The sequence below is a fragment of the Paenibacillus sp. 37 genome (assembly GCF_008386395.1).
In the GTDB taxonomy this organism is placed as follows: Bacteria; Bacillota; Bacilli; order Paenibacillales; family Paenibacillaceae; genus Paenibacillus; species Paenibacillus amylolyticus_B.
Genome location: NZ_CP043761.1, coordinates 5,317,970 through 5,336,859 on the forward strand (window position 1 = coordinate 5,317,970; position 18,890 = coordinate 5,336,859).

Sequence of the window (18,890 nt, forward strand, 5' to 3'; positions counted from 1 at the left end):
TATATCCAAGTATAAAAAAACACTACTGACAGGTGTATGTCAGTAGTGTTTTAAGATGTTTTTGGCTACTTCCTTCATTCGAAAGCGTAAAGATTCCGGCTCCAAGACCTCGATATCTCCACCCCAGCCAAGTAAATAATGCAAGATTTCCTCCGGATAGCGGACACGAAAATGAAAAATCACACCTTCCTCTTGTTCTTCAAATGCATCCATATAAAAATGTAGGGCTTCCATAATTTTGTCAGCAATCTCAGGTTTAGCCCGAATGAATACTTGTTCGTTACGGTCGTCAGGAGGTCGATAACTGTTTAGATCAAAATCTGGCGGCAAATGGAAGTGTTCCTCCAGCTCTGAAAGTTCAGTCATACGTGACAAACGAAAATGACGAATGTCTTGCCTTAGATCACAACGTGCGATCAATACCCAATTCTCCTGGACAAGCGAAAGTCCATAGGGGGAAACCTCACGCATGTTATACCGATTGCCATCCGCTCCCGGCATTTTCTTCAGGTACATAAAGCTGATCTTACGTTGCTCCAAAATGGCATTACGAATCTGGTTAAGGTATGTCTTCACCCTCGCTCGGGTTAAGGGTTCAAGCGTATGAAGCGTTCGCATCGTTTCCCGGACACGTGTGGACTCGTTACGAACGGATTCAGGTAAAATGGCTTCAATTTTCCGTTGAGCCGACTTAGCCTGCATCGCGTATTCCGTATCCAATCTCTGTTCAATAAAATCAGCTCCCATAAGCAGGGATACCGCTTCTTCTGCGCTGAAGCTTACTGGGGGCAGAAAATATCCTTCCATCAAGGAATACCCATGACCCGGGGCTCCCATGATCGGAACGCCAGCTTCACTTAATGCCTGGATATCTCGATATATCGTACGTACACTTGTCTCGAATTGAGCAGCTAAATCTTCTGCTCTTAACATCTTTCTTCGCTGCAATTCAAGCGTAATCGCAAGCTGCCGCTCCGTTTTGTTCATGTTCCAAGCCCCCACCGTTTCATCATCCAGACTTAACTCATTCTATCACAGTAACTTGCCCTTTCGTTTCGTGAATTACAGCAATGGAATGCCTTACATGCCACCAAGATGAGACAGTCTTTATCCGAAAAAAACTGACACCCCAAAAGGATATCAGTTTTTTCTTCTACTTTTTAGCTACTTTTCGTCTATTTCCATCTATTCCTATCTAATTTACACACAGTTAAATCTCTTCTACACTTCTTACACGTACATGGCGAGCAACAAGTTATAGATCATCGTTGCTGCTTCCGCACGTGTCGTTTCACTTCCTGCACGAACCGTATGGTCCGTATATCCGCTCACAATTTTGGCCTGTACCGCTGCATTCAGCGCTTCCTGTGCCCAAGAAGGCGTCTGCGATGCATCAGTGAAATTTGGTTTAACGGATGTATCGCCTGACATGCCGGCTTGTGCATCTGAACTTATTTTCAGCGCATTCGCCATCATGACTGCCATCTCGGCACGGGTAATCGTCCGATCGGGCTTAAATGTGTTATCGCCGTAGCCTTTCACGATTCCGGCTTGCACAGCTGCGGCAATGTCGCCTTTCGCCCAGTCTGGCAGATTACCTTGATCCGCAAACGTTGTATCCGACTCCACGGACTTCAATGCCAGCGCCTTACTGAGCAACGTAACAAACTCTGCCCGGGTAATCTTCTTCGAAGGTTGGAATGTTCCATCTGTGTAACCTTGAATCACGTTCATGCCCAGCAAACGATCTGCGTAGTCGGAAGCCCAGTGTCCATTCAGGTCAGACAGATTCATTGGTACATAGCTTGACACAACGAATGTACCCAGATGATTCACATCGGCCGTTATGCTTCCTGCTGCATTCGTCCTGCCACCGATAAACACCCAGCTCTGACGAGCTTCATTATAATAGTAGATTGCAGGTTGAGTGCCATTCGGCAGATCTGCCGAATCCACTTTCAAGCTCAATGCCGCCTGATCATTCAACGTTCTTCCGCCACTGCGACTAATCTGTACAGCTTGTCCAAGTACATTCAGGGAAGCTGTATTCTGCAACTTGTCCTTGGCAACCACAGACACGTGCAACGTATCCTTGGAACCAATGGCTCCCGCTGGAGCGTTGAATTGTACGATGTCTTTCAATCCCGTTTGCACCGGCCGATTCGCTTCCACCTCTACCTTCACTTCCGTGGATGAATCTGACCCCGTATCCGGGTTGGTTGGTGGGGTTGGAACGGTAGGCGTTGTTGGCACACTTGGTGTACTTCCTCCAGAATTCCCACCGGAGTTGCCTCCATTACCTCCACCTGAACCTCCGCCACTGTTGCCTGAGCGGGCTTGTACTGTCACGATACGGATAACTTCCTGTGCTGCATTACCAGCGATATCCTTCACGTTATACCGAAGGGTGTAGTTTCCTTCTGCTTGTGTGTTCACCATGCCATCCACCTGCACGGAACCACGGATGCCGACATTATCAGAAGCCTGTGCTCCAGGCTCGTTATACATATCTCCCACGTTCAGCGTCATCTGGCTGCTACCTTGCAGGGTGATGACAGGAATCTCACGGTCCATTTTAATGACCAGAGGTAAAGTATACGTTTGTTCCAGATCATCTGTTGCTCGGAATAAAAGGTTGTGCTCTCCCGGCTCCGTTACCTCCAATGGCGTATTCTCTGTATATGGTTCATACGTCTGCCCCCCATCACGAGACAACTCGATGATCGCAGAAGTAGCAGGCGCGTATACTGCGCTGGTTACACTGACCGTTACGGACTGGTTCGTCCATGTATCCGTGTGATACGGCTGGCCGTCAGCGGTAGTCATGTTACTTTTCAACACCAGCGCCTGATTATTCGTGCCTTCCACAATGACAGTGAACGTTTTGGGTTGAGATTCCGTGCCACGCTGCACGGTTGCCGTCAGTTCCAATCGCTCATTATTGTCAGGTTGGGCTAGTAGCTTGCCCTCGTTATTCATTAGTTCCGGGTTGGAGCTGGACCAGCTAATGGTTGCACCGTGCTTCCCTTCAACAGGAAGGGTAAGATCGGAATGGACCGCGTTCAGATCGCCGAGATCGATTGCTTGGATTGTATCGTTTACCGCCTGTGCGTCACTGTAAGGTGTAGCACTCATGAAGATTGGGTTGGAGTAGAACCACAGGTCGCGATAATTGCTATCGTTAATTTGATCAAAACGAGTCGTTGCATCCGCTGTCGTATTTTTCGGATCAAGCTGCGGTTCACCATTGACAGTCTCACCTGTCACGTTCATGCCCAGATTCGTACCGCGCAGGCGGAAATACTTGTCCTGGTCTGTAGCTTTGATGTTGTACGTGATGAGATTATAGCCCTCGGCATCTGTCGTCCAATCGTTGGATGTGAAGGTAGCCAGTACTTTGGTAGAGTCGTTGGTGTCCTTGGTATATGCGGCTGTACCCTTCTGGGCCTTGTCTGTCACATCCCCAGCGATGAGATCGACGTGATCTACCACGGGTACTTGTCCAGCGGACGTACCGCTGTTGATTGGTTTTTCATAGTTATTTCTCGTGGTTGGACTCTTAAAACGAATCTTCAACTCTACTTCATCGCCTTGGGTCACATTAAGGTCTCCACCCATCTCAACCTGAGCACCCGCTCCGGAAGCCGTGAAATCCAGTGCATTAATCAGGTCACCAAATACGGAAAATGATTTCCCCGAACGCAGTCCATCCAGTACTGCCTGCATGCCTGTGCCCTCAACCCAAGAATACGTCTTGGCATATTCGCCCGGAAAATAACCACTGGAATTCGTGCCAATCGTCTTGAAATGGTAATCCGAATTGCCATAGTTCCAGAAGTGACGTCCTTCTCCAAGCAATGCATCCCATAGTCCGCCAACCTTGGCGACCATATAGTCTACACCGCCGTATGTACGGTATTTGTATCCATCATCAGCGGTCGGATTAGCTACATTGTAACTTGTGTTGTACCCTCCACGATCCGGTTCCATCTGGTTACCCAGCATGCCTTCGATACCAAATACCAGTTGTGGAGCCAGATCGTTAAACTCACGGAAGTCCGCGATGGTATATTTGTTTTTGCCGCGTGAAGGATGGTTGATCATCGCATAACTTGTCATTGGATAGTTGGTCGCGAGCCAATTGATGGCGGTTAACGCATCCTGATGAGTCGTGTAAGCACGCCCTCCGTTCTGATCCCATTTTGTTACGTCCGCCGCATTAAACAGGTTCGCTGCGCGATTCGTGAAACGGTATTCGAATTCCTTGGCAGCGTTTAGCGCTTCGGTTGAGTTTGGCTCATCCGTAAGAATCCCCACCCCAACGTGTTCATGTGTCGGCATGTCCCATTCGAAACCGGAGAAGATCGTTTTACCTGCGTATTTGCCTGCATCCTGAAGTGCCTTGATCTGTGGTACCTGATATTCATTCATTCCCTGAGACATCGGTATTGGTCCACCCGAAATATCGTTCCCGTTGTGATCTCGCTTGGATAACCGCAGGTGATCCGTAAGGGCGATCCAGTCCAACCCATATTTCGTTAAACCCGCATCAAGCACGTTCTCCAGTGAAACCTGTGCATCATCGGACTCAAACGTATGTACATGCAAATCTCCCGTTTGCCAAGAACCTGTTGCCGAGCTGTTGATCGATGTGTTGTCTCCCGCATCTGCATACGTTATCGCAGCAGGGAAAGCCCCCATGACCATCCCTGTAGCCAAGGGTATAAGTGTAAGCATAGCGAGCACTTTCTTGCCTTTATTATTGAACAAAATCATCCCACCACCCGTTCTGAGTTGTTGTGTCGGGAGTAAATATAAGAGACTTTTGGGACAGGGTCAACGGCCTGGAGTCATATATTTAAAATTTTACATATATCTGCATTCTTTCATATTCCGTTAAAGGTTACTCAAGCTTTTTCTAACAGAGTCATACTCTGCGCTGCTCCATATAGGGGGAGTGAATCTGGGGAGAACGCGGCAATTAGAGGATGATACAACAATTCATAGATTGTTCACGATTCAGGAAAGTTCCACCACTGCTGTGCATCATTAGGAGGAGAACTGGCGTAGGAGGAATGTTGAAATAGAGAACATAGTGGATTTTGTAAAAAAATCAGGGTTACGCATACACTGAGTATAGAAAAAAGCACCCACGAATCACAGGTATGATATGCCCAGAAGCCGCAGGTACTTTGGGTTAAGCGGGATTTTGTTTTGGCCCTTACATCTTTGCTTTTGTGAACTGGGGACGAGTTGTTTGTGAAATCCGACCGATCTCCACTTTATATTCAAACTGGAAAAATACGATACATAAACCGATAATGTTGAAGATGGCTAACAACGCAAAGATCATTATTCATTGAAGGGGTTGCACACTTTTGAAAAGATTCTATCTAGGTTTTGGATTAACGATCATCGTTATCATTGTACTATTATCTAGCCCTACTCCAGCAGAAGCAGCATCGAAGAAAGTAAACTTAAAATTGTCCGATGGAGGGACGTACTATGGTGAAGTTTTAAATGGGAAACCTCATGGTAAAGGAACCGCGAGATGGGGAGAAACCGAAGTTTACTCTGGAGATTGGGTGAGTGGTAAGCGGCAAGGAAAAGGCAAATATACATATACATTAGTTAAAGGTGGAGGTGTCCCCTTTGAGGATTACAATGAATCTAATATGGGCCATGGAACAGGCGAATTCACTACAAAAACCTACACCGGATCATGGATTAATGATACATATCATGGTAAAGGAAAAGAAATTACACAATGGTTAGAAGTACAGTATCTTACTTCTGATGGTAAGGTTTACCCTATACATGACCGTTACAACAACACCATTAACGATGGAACATTCAATCAGGGCAAGATGTCTCAGGGATATTATGCAATCCACTCTTCAGATACTGTTTCACTAGGGTATACCGATCATACGACTACGATTGTTCTCAAAAATGATTATTTCAACGAAAAGTTAACCGGGGACCCGTACTTTTTTGACACGATTATCAATTATAAAAAGAAACACGGTTCTTCAGAAAAATATATTGGGATTAAACCATCCGAATTCTCCAAAGGTACATTAACTAATGGCAAATTCACGGGGGTTACGCATCTAATCGATTATAGTAATTCAGTCAGTTATGCTAAACAAGTCATAATGAACGATAACGTATTAAAGGAGAATCACATTACATCTGCCGTCTTTGATAAAGATCGCAAGCAAACCATTAATGAATTCCTGCAAGCTATTAAACCCTTTTCAGTCAAAATCAATACCATCTCTGACGAGATTATGTCATTAAAAGACATTAACTATGAGGGAATGATCCCCTAGGTAGCGGAGGTCACAAAATGAGAAAAAAGCGATGGATTGTGAGCATAGTCATTTTGATTATCATCCTTTTCATGAGCGAATTGATGATGTTGTCCTCAGGAAAGGTTGGAGTTCTCAACATAACGCGGAAAGTTATTTCAGGTGCACCTCATGTTATCGTTCAAGGGCAGACACTGTCTTACCAAGGTAAGGTTCATTGGGAGGAAATGCAAAGTAGTATCGAAGAATATTCCGTAAGCGATGAAGGAACGGTCTTGTATAAAGCACTAGGCACCCCTGTCCCCCCACCTTGGATATATGTGAGAAAAGGAAACAATCAGGGATACCGTTATAAGGTCCCTAAGCTTCCGTGGAAACTATAAAATGATTTAAATTTGATTTACAATCACGAGCGGACATCACCAGATGTCCGCTTTTGCTATGAATTTGTAGTCTACCTCGCTCAATGGTGACATGTCCTATGGTTCGGGTATCAAATACAATCCACACTAATGTTCCTCTCACTTTTCTTCCAATCCATTAAACTGCCTGAGCATGGCGGTGAAATGCTCCAGTTCCTTATCATCCCATCTCGATATACGGTCATAAAAAGCTGACTCCTTCTCCTTGAGCGCATCGACCGTCGATTGTTGACCAAGTTCCGTAAGAGACAGTAACACCCCGCGCCGATCCTTGGGGTCTTGCTCTTTGCTAACATATCCCGACTTTTCAAGTTGTTTGATTAATCGGCTGACCGAACTGCGGTCCATTGCATTTGGTTTTGACTGAATTTTCACTCATTATTGTTAACTCAAACCAAACTGCTCAATATTATGTTTACTGGTGAACTAGCCAGACTATGGCGTGGAACCGGAATTCGCGTAAATGCCCTAAATCCTGGCGGAGATGAGGTCATGTAAAACAGACTGTGGATCATTACGAAACAACTGATGAAAGATCACGGCGTGCTGGATTAATTGAACAAGAACAGAGGTGTTCCATAAGCCATAAACACAGCTAGGAACACCCCCTCCTTTTTTCAGCAACTTAGATTGCCGCAAATACCTTGTCAAAACCTGCTTTCGACTTAGCCAACATTTCATTTAAACTTAGGGTCGGCGCTGGGGCCAGTACTTCCTGAGCCACCACGCCATTGTAGCCAATCGCCTGCAGGTTTCTCAGAAATCCGCCCAGATCAATGACCCCTTCGCCGGGGTACAAACGCTCATAATCCAGTAATTCCTCTATCGGCAAATCATAGGCATCGTTGATATGCACATGAACAACCTGTTCTTTCTTCAGCTTCAACAGATCTTCCATCGGTAAACCATTTGTATGCCAGTGATAGGAATCTACCAGTAAACCTACGTTAGGCGCATGGATCGTCTCGATCCAGTCCAGCGTATCTTCCACACGCCAGATAAACGGATTCTTCCATTGCGTCCGCAAGTGATGGCATCCCACAAACTCCAGACCCAACTTAATCCCGTAAGCGTCCAAGATATCTGCGCAGAGTCTCAAGCGTTTCGTAGCCCCCGCCATAAATTGCGCTGCCGGTTGATCCGTTGAGGGTAAAATATACGTGCAACAGCTGTAACAGTCCAGCGAAGCAGAGGCTTCTGCCATAGCGACCAACGATTGCAACCCCTCACGGAATTGCTCATCTGTTGTCCGCCACTCCACCGTTAGACCCGATGAACCGATGATCACCTGATTGCTTTCCAGCAGATGTTGCGCCTGTTCCTTGCCATACGTTTCAATCAATGAGAGCGGATTCAAATCTACAGATCCGAATCCGTGCTTGGCCGCATCCGTGATATATTGTTCATCAGACTCAATATTGCCCAGTCCCGCATTCGTTAACCCTCTAATCATCCTAATCTCCTCCTGTGACTCGTCTGGAATTGCAGCTTGTTTATCATTTTATAATAGCAGTACTCTCCGAAAAAGAAACCATCAAAAAGAGCGGCAACACGTTATATTAACGTCATTACCGTGCGCATAATCCACTGATCAGAAAGCTGATGGAGATAGAGATACCGGACCAAACTTCCAGACCGCTCTGGATACCAAGATCATTTTGCAGAAATATAGGAAAAAACGGAACGGACAGTGAGTATGCCATATGATTGAAAAACAGGCCGAACCACAGAATATACAGATTTCTCTTCCATTGTGGCATCTGGGCATTCTCCATACTATATAATTCCTATATAAAAAGTAGGTTATCATCCATATTAGGGTAACGTCATCGGAAAGTATAATAGAAAAGTTCAATAGACCCATTCAAGAATTAAATGAATGGGTCTATCTTGTTGTAGATACATCGTATTTAATTATTGTCCTAACTGTGATTGATACTCGTATTCGAATACATGTTTCATAATATCCAATTCCATATTTTTCAATTCAATGATTTTATCCAGCATGACATCATACTTTTTGTATACACCCTGCTCCATGATGAATTGATTCATATACATGACCAGATTACGGAGTTTTAAAGCTTCGCTAACCAGTTCTTCCAACCTTATTTTTATCGAAGGATCGGGGAGAAAGTCAAATATGGCTTGAGCAAGCAGTTGTTTATGTTCGTAAAGCAGGTGAAAAGGATGTATAGCAAACGGCTGATTTTGCATCCCTTCCTTCTGCATCCCCAGCATATCAATCATCTTATCGTATATTTCACTTCCAAGATAACGGTGATCCTTTCTCAGAACACTGCGAACTTGATTAGTCTCTCCTACGTATTCTTTCAAAATATTCATTAGATCCTCTTTGGAGAACTGGAGAACCGTTTCATAATAATATTCACTTGGTTCCTTGTACTCTTCTGTCTTTTCAATGGCCCATATTCCGTTTAGGTAATCCGTAGACCATTCAGCATCGAAATTCGAATCTTGAATAACAGTGATCTCATCATAGGGAAGCCATTTCTCACCGTAGAATCCATCCCAAAAATCATGGCACAGAAACTCTTTACGATCCGAATCGAATCCAGAGATGAATACCTCATGTTTACCACCACCAGGAATATTTCTCAGGAAATAAATATAATTATTCTTTTGAATTAGTTCCACTATAAAATCTTGCAGTTCCCACTGTTTTAAAATCATATCTCTATCGTACACCCTTGTAATCAACATAGGGCATGTCGACATTTTGAATTTGTGCCAAGGATAATACTGTGAACAGACGTCCAATCCATAGCCCCCTTCATCATTGTGATGCAGGATGACCAATAGATAATTATGATAAATCCAGCTACGTGAACGTTTGTCCAAGTCCAGCATGGAAAAGAGACTCGCGTGATGTGGGTAGGTAGTCATTAAAGGCTCGTTCACTTGCAATTTTTTAATCATGACTGATCTCCAATCCTGAGCAATTTATTAAGTTATGCTTCTCCAGGTCATGGATGGCTTCCAGCTTGCTTGTGAATTTTCTCCACTGATTATGTGTCATATTCTCCCGATATACCGCCTTCGCCAGCACATTACGTAACTCACTCCAATGATCCTGTATTGCCTGAGCAGCAGAAACAAGATCGGTATGATGTTCATATAACCGTTGCATACGATAGGTTTCGACCTTTTTGGCATTCACAATGTCTACAATGGATTGTAGAACAAGTTCAGCATAGACCATATCAGGTGAATCTTCTTCATTGAACTGATACGTCTTCTGTATGAAGGAAAGAAGATGGCTCAGTTCCTGATTAATATCTCCTGGTGTAACGCGCACATGATCAATAAACATGTCACGCAGTTCTCCCAGCATGATGCTGTTTCTTTTGTGTGAGACAGTTTCACAAGCTGAAAATGCGTAGAACGTGGGTACTTCTTCTTCCTCCATGAAATGCCGTACGAATCCTTCGTAAGCTTGTACAATATCTTTCATAGGCATCTCCATCGGTTGATACGTGAGATTGTCCCGGTGATCATGTTCTATTACATGGAACACTTGCAGTTGGAGATCATACCCATAGATTAATAAGGAATGTGGCCAGTGGGTACGTAAATACATGTCTTTGCGCAAGGACTCGTAATAACAGTCCACTCGAATAATTACTGGGCGGTCCAAATTAACCGCTTCTATAATCTCTTTTCGTACATCCTCGCTGTAGGTCTTCGTTTCATAAGTTATCCCCATACGCTCAATTAGCTGGTCATCTGATAATACAGCTTGATACTCTAATCGGAGTATGCCCTGATGTTCATCGAATCTATAGTGCATTCGGTCGTTAATCATCACAGGCAGTACACCAATAGAATAGAAGTTCAATACGGGAAAGAGTGAATTATAGAAGCAATTTTTGTAGAAAACATCATTAAACGGCTCTACTCCTGCGATGATAACTATTGGCCTATGGGAATGATGTAATATAAGATGATTCGCTTCCGCCGTTGCCCCGACTTCCTCGGTAAATTGCTTCATTGCACCATCTGTCTCTGGCATATCCTGCTCTTCAAGAAGTATCTCTTTTTCAGAGTTATACTTATCCGCTTCATATCCCTTGTTTCGAAGCACTTCAGCCAGTGATGCAATAGTCTCATGCCGCATCACTTCATCAGCAGTAAGCGGAATACTCTGCCTCTCCATATTCGCCTCAAGTTTGATGACATTCAGTGAATGCCCTCCAATTTCGAAGAAGCGGGCATGAACGTCAATCTCTTTTAATTGCAACAGATCCGACCACAATTCGGCGAGTACCTGCTCTAATGCATTACGTGGAAGTGTAATATCTGTCCCTTCTCCCTGTAAGAGCAAGGGATCTGGAAGAGCTTTTCGGTCCAACTTCCCATTGGCCGTATATGGCATATGATCCAACATGGTGTATCTGGAGGGCAGCATATATTCAGGCAACTCTGTCAGCAAAAAAGATCGCAATTGCTCCTGATTGAGACTTTGGCTCTCCGTTACTGTGTAATAGGCACATAACAGGGACTGCCCATCCTGATCTGACCGAACTGTGACCGCAGCAGCCGAGATAGCCGGGTACTGGAGCAACCTGTTCTCGATCTCCCCGAGTTCGATCCGATAACCACGTATTTTCACTTGAAAATCGGAACGACCCAGATACTCCAGATCTCCATTAGCATTGAGACGTGCGAGATCTCCTGTTTTATACATATAAGCGCCTTCATGAAAAGGATCTTTTACAAACCTCTCGGCCGTAAGCTCAGGTCTGTTCCAATAACCTCTGGCTACTCCATCTCCTGCGATGCATAACTCTCCCGTTGCTCCGATTGGCATATGCCGATGCCGCTTATCCAGAATATAAATACGGGTATTGGCAATCGGATGACCGATCGAAATTGTCGTGGTAGGCGAAAGTTCCTTAATGCTCGACCATATTGTTGTTTCTGTGGGCCCATACATATTGTAGATGCGGGCAGAGGTCATTCCCGCTACCTCTTCATACAAGGCATACGGTAGAGCTTCGCCTCCAATCATCAATATTTGGATTACGCTCCATACCGGTGAATCGACTGTAAGCCCAATCTGAAGCATCCGCAGTCGAGAAGGCGTTATTTGAATTAATTCAATGTTGTGAGTAACAATTAGATGCGCAATACGGCTTGGACTTAACTGATCCTCTTCTACTGCCATGATCAGTGTTAACCCGTTAGCGAGTGCCCCAAGCGTTTCCAGTACAAAGATATCAAAGGAGAATGTTGTGAGGGCGAGAATTCGTTTGCCAGCCTCAAAAGAAATGCTGCGGGATACACCTTCCACAAAGTTTCCTAGTGCCCGATGTTCAATCATGACCCCTTTTGGCCTGCCTGTAGATCCGGAAGTATATATCAAATAAGCCAACTGCTCCGACGAAACAACTGGCAGAGAGATATGTTGTTCATCCCATTCTTCCATGCGAGAAATATCGATTATTTGTCCTGTGTATATGAGTGAGCCGATCAGATCGGGCTTCGTTAGCAAAATCGCAGCCTGGCTATCCTCCAGCATGAACTGCAAACGATTATTTGCATATGCGGGGTCCATTGGCATGTAAGCAGCCCCCGCCTTAAGTACACCCAGCATAGCCAAGAGCATGTCTTCCGATCGCGTTAACAGAATTCCTACAATAGCGCCTGATCTTACTCCCTGAGCTAACAGGTATTTCGCAAGTTGATTTGATTTGCAATCCAAGCTTTGATAGGTAAGGATATTTTCTCCGCAGATCACTGCGGGAATATCCGGCTGTTGTGCAGACCAAGACTGAATCATCTGGATGATTGAACGAGCTTTAGGAAAACGGATCTCCGTATCATTCAGATGTTCAATAACCTGATCTTCCTTGCGCGAGAGCATCTTTATATGATGTAATCCCTCATCTGGATGGGCTGTACAAATAGAGAGCACACGCATCACGTGGTCTACAATCTGTTCAATAGTTGCTGGAGAATATATTGCGGCATTGTAATTCATGCGTAGCGCCAGCCCCACTTTAGACATTTGAAGTGAAAACACCATATCGGCTAGGGGGCCTGTTTCCTGTAGATTCTCCTGCATATTGTCCATACGAACCACAGTGGCCACCCTTGGCAAGTCTGTCCCTTCATGACCAAGCAATTCAAGAATTTTCTCCAGCGAAAGATGGTTAAACTTTTTGGCCGCACCCACAAGGGTCCTGAGCTGAAGAACGAGTTCCTTAAAAGAACACTCTTCACCAAAATTGATGCGAATAGCACGTAGTTGACTTGAATTTGTTGCACCAGACGAAGCGGGAATACCTACAGTTATATCGTCATTGTCCAGATAACGGTGTAACACGTATGTGACACCTGCCAGAAGAAGAATAAATGCCCCTGCTTCGGTGTTCCCGGAAATGCGAAAGATTTGTTCTGAAACAGGTTGAGGAAATGCAATTTGCATCTCCTCAAACACTTGCTCACCCCATGTTCCCCTCGTTTGTTCACTAGGAAACATGCTGAATTGAAGGTCCCCCGAGAGATGGTTTAGCCAATATTGCTTCTCCTCTTCGAACTTTCGGCTCGATAATAGCAAATTTTGCATGAATGCACCTGGCTCTGCTGACAATTAGCACGCCTCCCATTCTCTTTGGGATCAAGAATAATCAGATTAGGTTGAGACCTTTTTTCTTTGCCATCTTTTCTACCTTGCGCAGCATAACGATTGAGATAATTGTATACGAAATGGCAAAAAAGATGAGAATGCACCATTCCATCCAGATCGGTGCAAGGGGCACCCAATCTGTTTTGAAACTGTAATAACGCACCATATCATACCCCCAGGTATAAGGCAGGAGATATGCGATCCAACGAACGACTGCCGGAAACTGGTCCACTGGGAAATAAGCACCTGCTACAAATTCAAACATGATAAACAAAATACCCACAATGGATGAGACCTGGCGGTACAGAATCCCCAGTAGTGCAATCATGACGCCAAGCGCCATTAATGCAACGATGACCACAAGACAGGTGACTAGAATCATCATGGATTCAGCAAAGTTGAGACCTGCGTACAGAACAAGCAGAATATACATCGGTATGAACACAATGACATTCATTAATGCACTGGCTACAACCGTCCCTACATAATACGCATAACGAGAGATTGGATTGCAGTACAGATACTCCAAAGTGCCGTTATGGAGATCATTCGTCACGGCGCCGAGCGGTGCGTTTAACGCTACTCCGTAGAACAGCCATACAAGTATTGCACCCAGATAAAAGATAAACAGGTTATCTCCTTGAAGTACATTCTCTCCCTCGTATACAACAAACGTGGACATCAGCAGGAAAAAGAGTACTCGTAGACCCAACTGTAGGAAGTTACCGAAGAAGTTGGGCAGATACCTTACAGCAATCTGCAATTCCTTCACGGTTGTTGCCCACACGACGGTGAAAAATCCGGTAGGTTTACCTATCGCTTGCAGCTTTAGCGTTTCCTGACCTGTCCCGGTTTTAGCGTATTCGATACTCACTGTTCTCTGCCTCCTGCCAATGTGTACTCTAAATTCTCATCAGACTTCACATAGAGCTGAACAAACAAATCTTCAAGAGTTAGTTGTCTATGCTGAATGGTCGTATGGATATTGCCTTCTTTTAATTCACTAATAACCGCGCCCATCCCGTCGTACAGGTTCGTGATTCCGAAGGAAACCGTGTCTTCCTCCTCACGAATAATAGTGGAAGTTACCTCCGGCAGAGCAGTGATTCGCTCCTGAATGGAAGGGGGCAAGTCTGCTCTGGGAATGTCGATGAATTCAACTGCGCCCAGATTGGATTTTAGTTCGGCAATTGTACCTGTTTTAAGGAGCGTTCCTTTGCGCATCAGGGACACACGGTCCGTCATGTCCTCTACCTCAGTCAGAATGTGAGAGGTCAGAATGATGGATTTCCCTTCATCCCGCACATAACTTTTAATGAACTCACGTACACGTCTGGAGATCACGGGATCCAGGCCCTTGGTCGGTTCATCCAGATATATCACTTCAGGATCATGCAGCAGGGCTCGCATAATGACAACGGTTTGCTTTTGGCCTCCCGATAATTGCATGAATTGCTTGTTCAGATGTTCCGAGAAATCCAGATACGTACTTAATTTGTCAATCTGGTTAGAAATCTCTTGTTTGCTAAGTCCGGTAAGTCTTCCAAAGAATATTAAGTTCTCTCGAACAGTTAATCTCGCATAAGCAGAGCGTTCAGTATCTTGACCCACGTATCCAATTAGTCTCCTGATGATGTTCGCATCGGTATCCAAATCGTAGCCGCCGATATTGACAATTCCGGAGTCCTTGGTCAACAGAGTCGCCAGGACTTTAATAAATGTTGTTTTACCTGAACCGTTGGTCCCCAGAATTGTGTGGATCTCACCCTTGCGAAGCTCAAAGGACATGTTATCTAACGCTAGGTGTTTACCATAGGACTTAGTGACGTTCTCAGCGGATAGCACTCTCACTTGTTCTCCCCCTTTATGTATTGCCTGTATTGCTGAATTCATGGGAGGGCGAATACGCTATTACAGCGTATTTCGCCCCTAATGTAATCACTTTACGCCGACAGCTTCGTGTACCAGATACTCAGCCAGTTCGTAGTGATGTCCAGTATCATCAATGATATGATTCATCCACTGATTTCTTTCTTTAACAGGTAACTTTTTAGTTTCAAAGATGCCCTTGAGCAGTTCCAACGCTTCTATCATTTGCTCTTTTGAGGGTTTGTCCCCCGCATTTTCAACCTGCTCCTGAATTGCCTGGATTCGTTTGTAACGCTGAACAACACCTTGTTGATACTCTGCTTCATCCCAATTCTGGTTCGGCGTTGCCACTGCAATGGCTAAACATTTAGTTATGACTGTGGGTACTCCTTTTTTCTTCTTGCCATCCGATTGAAACATGCTGATCAATTTTTGACGTTCCGCTTTTTCACCAAAGCAGAGCGAATTGATATCAGGACAGTTCGTTTTAGTCAATTTATTCAATACATTTTTGGGTCCCATTTCGATGGCAAGTGTGACACCGAAACGCTCAAGGTATTGAAGAATCCGTGTCCATTGCACAGGTTTGACCATCTGATCTGTCAGCAATCCCGGAATTCGCTCCACATCACCATAAGGTTGACCTGTAACATTGGATAGTACCGGCCATTTGAACATATTGTACGAATACTTTGCCAGTTCTTGACCGAGCCGCTCTGCATCTTCCGCCATCAGCGAACTATGAATGGGTGCACTGGACATTAGGGGAGTAACCTGACCATCGGCATCCAATACGGCTGCTTCGATCTCCTCCAGTACGTATTGATGACCGGATACGGCAGCTTGTGTTGGCGAATTATAACAGGAGACCACAGCTACACCCTGCTCGCCGCTGTATTGTTCACAGAGTTGCTCCACAATGGATGCGTCAATACCGTCCATAATGGTCATTGATCCTGTGCCCCGATCAATATGAATCTGCATCATTGCACCACGCAATTTGGTGATTTGAACAGCATCGGAAAATGTCATGGCACCTGAACATACCAACGCCGAATATTCACCCATACTGTGACCTGCACAAAATTGTGGTCGAATCCCCACTTCTTCCATATACACTCTGAAAGCCGCTACATTCGTTGCCAGAAGAGCAGGTTGCATGTTCTCATTCTGATTCAGTTCAGATAAACTTCCTTCAAAACATAGTTTTGCCAGATCCACACCTGCAACGTCACTCGCTTCCTCATACGTTTGCTTGGCAATGCTATATTGATCATAGAAACTCTTTCCCATACCTACATACTGAGAACCTTGTCCCGGAAACAGCAGTGCTATTTTTTCCATGTCGTAACCTCCATTAATAGGGTTGGTGTATTAATTATTAATAATGTTCAGTTCCACATATGAAGGAATTTTCTGAATATAGCTCATGTCGTGTTCAAAAATGACAAGGTCCTCTTCCTGATGGATTTCTTTGAATCCGCCAAATTTATAGGTCAGATACATCATCCGATTACGATCGGTCATTTTGAATTCAGCCCGTATCTTGACCCCGGCTTCTTTCGCCTGTTCCAGGATATAATTCATGAGAATCGTGCCTACCCCTCGCGACATTACACGGCAAGACATCAGCAGCAGCTTCACGGTCCAGTACTCCTCTTCCAGCTCAAGCAAAGCGAGTCCAATTTTTCCATATGCTCCATACTTGTCTTCCAGTCCTGTAATGAGAATTTTGTGATTAGGAGATTGACTGAGTTGTTCCAGATCTTCATAGGAATAGGTATACCCTGTAGTGTTCAGCTGATGAGTCCGCACCGTTAACTCTTCTGCACGCTGCAGATCATCTCCCTTGAGGGGAGAAATCGTAAATGTCATGCCAAGTGAAGCCAGAAAGTCATCTTTGGGACCTGTGAATTCCTCTTCCGCCTTATTACGGATCTCATCGCTTTTGTACATTAAACGGCGAAGTCTGGAGTCCTCTGTAATAAAACGGGGATTCATCATCTCCATATCGGGAATGTCCAGGTACTGGGCAGCATCTATGCATCGAACTTCAGCATGCTCAAACTGTACCTCTTCCAGCTCAAACATCTGATCATCCACAAAAGCAACCGTATTCGCTCCGATATTAATGGAAGTTATGATGGATTGAATCGAGCTCGACTTGGAATTCCAGTGAATCTGGGGGTATAGGAAGTATTCATGAATTCCGAATTCCTCAAGCTTCTCCATGGCTGTCTGATGGTCATTTTTACTGGCGATGGATTGCAGAACCCCACGCTCGTCCAGTGTCTGGATCACATCAATAATTCCCTCTCTCAAGACAACATTCTCATCTTCCAGAAGGACACCTTCCCAGATTGTATTATCCAGATCCCAGACGACCAGCTTCACCTTCTCTTGCTTTTGCTTGTCCATTACCGAACTTACCGATGGATCACCCATACCTGAACCCCTCCTTGGCATATTGTTCCAAACTATTGCTTCAAGACCTTCAGGCAGTCTATGCTGTCTTTCGTTCAATCAGTTCATTAATCTTGTTCAACGTACGGAAATTGCTCAGATCCATATCCTGGGTCTCAATCCGAATGTTGAATTCTTTCTCCAGAAACATCACCATCTGCATTGCAAACAGGGAATTGGCAAAACCCAATTCAAAAATATCCTCATCATCCTGAATTTCACGTTTGCGATAGAAACGACTCAGAAATGTTTTTACTTTGACTTTGGACTCCATGCACAGTCACCTCGTATAATTTATAGTCGATACACTTACAGAATCACGTGCTCAAAGAAGCCTTGACCGCTTTTTGCGCCTAACAATCCGGCATCCACCATCTTGCGAAGCAAGGGACATACTCTGTATTTCGGGTCCTGATAACTCTCATAGAGTACATCCAATGAATGAACCACAGTATCCAGACCAATCAAATCCGCTGTGTGAAGCGGGCCCATCTTATGTCCGAAACATTTGACGAATATGTCATCAACCTCTTCCGGTGAAGCTACCTGATCCTGAACGACAAAGGCAGCTTCATTCATTAGAAGATGGGATATTCGGTTGGATACAAAACCGGGAAGATCTTGTACCAGTATGGCTTCTTTGCCCATGGTATGGAGCAGGGATCTGGTCGCTTCAATCGTTGTATCCGAAGTGTGATAACCCTGAATAGCTTCGACTACGGGCTTTAACGGGACCGGATTCATAAAATGTACACCGATGACCTTGTCAGGCCGTCTGGTGATGGAACCAACTTTTGTTATCGAAATGCATGATGTATTGACCAAATAAATGCAAGAATCGGGGCAATAGTCTTCAAGCTGTGCATAGACCTCTTTTTTCACATCCCATTGCTCAGGCACGTTCTCAATAATGAAATCAGCATCGCTGAGCGAATCGTAATGTGTCGTAAACTCCACACGCGAAAGCACCGTTTCCGGGTCTTCGGCCTCGGTATCCTTGTTGTAGAATCCCGAGAATCTGATATTAGTAAACAAGGCTGTTCTCGCCTGATCCAAAACTTCATCACTCACGTCGATCAAAACCACGTTGTGCCGGGACTGGGCAAGGCTCTGCGCAACCCCTTTTCCCATGACGCCTGCTCCGATTACACCAACCTTCATTCCTATCAA

General features: G+C 44.8%; 14 protein-coding genes. 1 reads left to right on the forward strand and 13 read right to left on the reverse strand.

Annotation, left to right across the window (positions count from 1 at the left end; genetic code table 11):
* Positions 1-39: 39 nt before the first annotated feature.
* Positions 40-987: a helix-turn-helix transcriptional regulator gene (locus tag F0220_RS22845; RefSeq protein WP_105601686.1), complete on the reverse strand. Its 948-nt coding sequence runs from the start codon at positions 985-987 to the stop codon at positions 40-42.
* A gap of 243 nt (positions 988-1,230) precedes the next feature.
* Positions 1,231-4,770, reverse strand: coding sequence for an S-layer homology domain-containing protein (locus F0220_RS22850; protein WP_188310492.1), 3,540 nt, complete (start codon positions 4,768-4,770; stop codon positions 1,231-1,233).
* 608 nt (positions 4,771-5,378) lie between these two features.
* On the opposite strand from F0220_RS22850, the gene F0220_RS22855 reads away from it, so the two are divergent.
* On the forward strand, positions 5,379-6,335 hold the full coding sequence (locus F0220_RS22855) for an MORN repeat-containing protein (RefSeq protein WP_105601689.1): 957 nt from the start codon (positions 5,379-5,381) through the stop codon (positions 6,333-6,335).
* Positions 6,336-6,835: 500 nt separating this feature from the next.
* Here F0220_RS22855 and F0220_RS22860 read toward each other — a convergent pair whose 3' ends face one another.
* The 11 genes from F0220_RS22860 to F0220_RS22915 all read right to left on the reverse strand — a co-directional run bounded on the left by F0220_RS22860 (position 6,836) and on the right by F0220_RS22915 (position 18,881).
* Positions 6,836-7,111, reverse strand: a complete 276-nt coding sequence (locus F0220_RS22860) for a MarR family winged helix-turn-helix transcriptional regulator (RefSeq protein WP_223199758.1) — start codon at positions 7,109-7,111, stop codon at positions 6,836-6,838.
* A gap of 250 nt (positions 7,112-7,361) precedes the next feature.
* Positions 7,362-8,189: a sugar phosphate isomerase/epimerase family protein gene (locus tag F0220_RS22870; RefSeq protein WP_149846769.1), complete on the reverse strand. Its 828-nt coding sequence runs from the start codon at positions 8,187-8,189 to the stop codon at positions 7,362-7,364.
* A gap of 115 nt (positions 8,190-8,304) precedes the next feature.
* Positions 8,305-8,496 (reverse strand): hypothetical protein, encoded by a 192-nt coding sequence (locus tag F0220_RS22875; RefSeq protein ID WP_146117041.1) that lies wholly within the window; start codon positions 8,494-8,496, stop codon positions 8,305-8,307.
* Between the two features lie 154 nt (positions 8,497-8,650).
* Complete coding sequence (locus F0220_RS22880; protein ID WP_105601696.1) at positions 8,651-9,676, reverse strand: hypothetical protein; 1,026 nt, start codon at positions 9,674-9,676, stop codon at positions 8,651-8,653.
* Complete coding sequence (locus F0220_RS22885) at positions 9,669-13,352, reverse strand: non-ribosomal peptide synthetase (RefSeq protein WP_149846770.1); 3,684 nt, start codon at positions 13,350-13,352, stop codon at positions 9,669-9,671. The genes F0220_RS22880 and F0220_RS22885 overlap by 8 nt, the downstream gene beginning before the upstream one ends.
* A gap of 37 nt (positions 13,353-13,389) precedes the next feature.
* Positions 13,390-14,262: an ABC transporter permease gene (locus F0220_RS22890; RefSeq protein WP_047843969.1), complete on the reverse strand. Its 873-nt coding sequence runs from the start codon at positions 14,260-14,262 to the stop codon at positions 13,390-13,392.
* A complete protein-coding gene (locus F0220_RS22895; protein WP_017686951.1) occupies positions 14,259-15,239 on the reverse strand; it encodes an ABC transporter ATP-binding protein in 981 nt (326 codons plus the stop codon). Before F0220_RS22895 ends, F0220_RS22890 begins: the two co-directional genes overlap by 4 nt.
* 87 nt (positions 15,240-15,326) lie before the next feature.
* Entirely contained in the window at positions 15,327-16,601 is a 1,275-nt protein-coding gene (gene fabD / locus F0220_RS22900) for an ACP S-malonyltransferase (RefSeq protein WP_105601699.1), read from the reverse strand.
* 30 nt (positions 16,602-16,631) lie between these two features.
* Positions 16,632-17,702: an HAD-IIIC family phosphatase gene (locus F0220_RS22905; protein WP_105601700.1), complete on the reverse strand. Its 1,071-nt coding sequence runs from the start codon at positions 17,700-17,702 to the stop codon at positions 16,632-16,634.
* Between the two features lie 58 nt (positions 17,703-17,760).
* The gene (locus tag F0220_RS22910; protein WP_017686948.1) at positions 17,761-17,994 is read right to left on the reverse strand and encodes an acyl carrier protein; all 234 of its coding nucleotides are present in this window, start codon (positions 17,992-17,994) and stop codon (positions 17,761-17,763) included.
* A gap of 35 nt (positions 17,995-18,029) precedes the next feature.
* The gene (locus F0220_RS22915; protein WP_105601702.1) at positions 18,030-18,881 is read right to left on the reverse strand and encodes a 3-hydroxyacyl-CoA dehydrogenase family protein; all 852 of its coding nucleotides are present in this window, start codon (positions 18,879-18,881) and stop codon (positions 18,030-18,032) included.
* Positions 18,882-18,890: the final 9 nt, after the last annotated feature.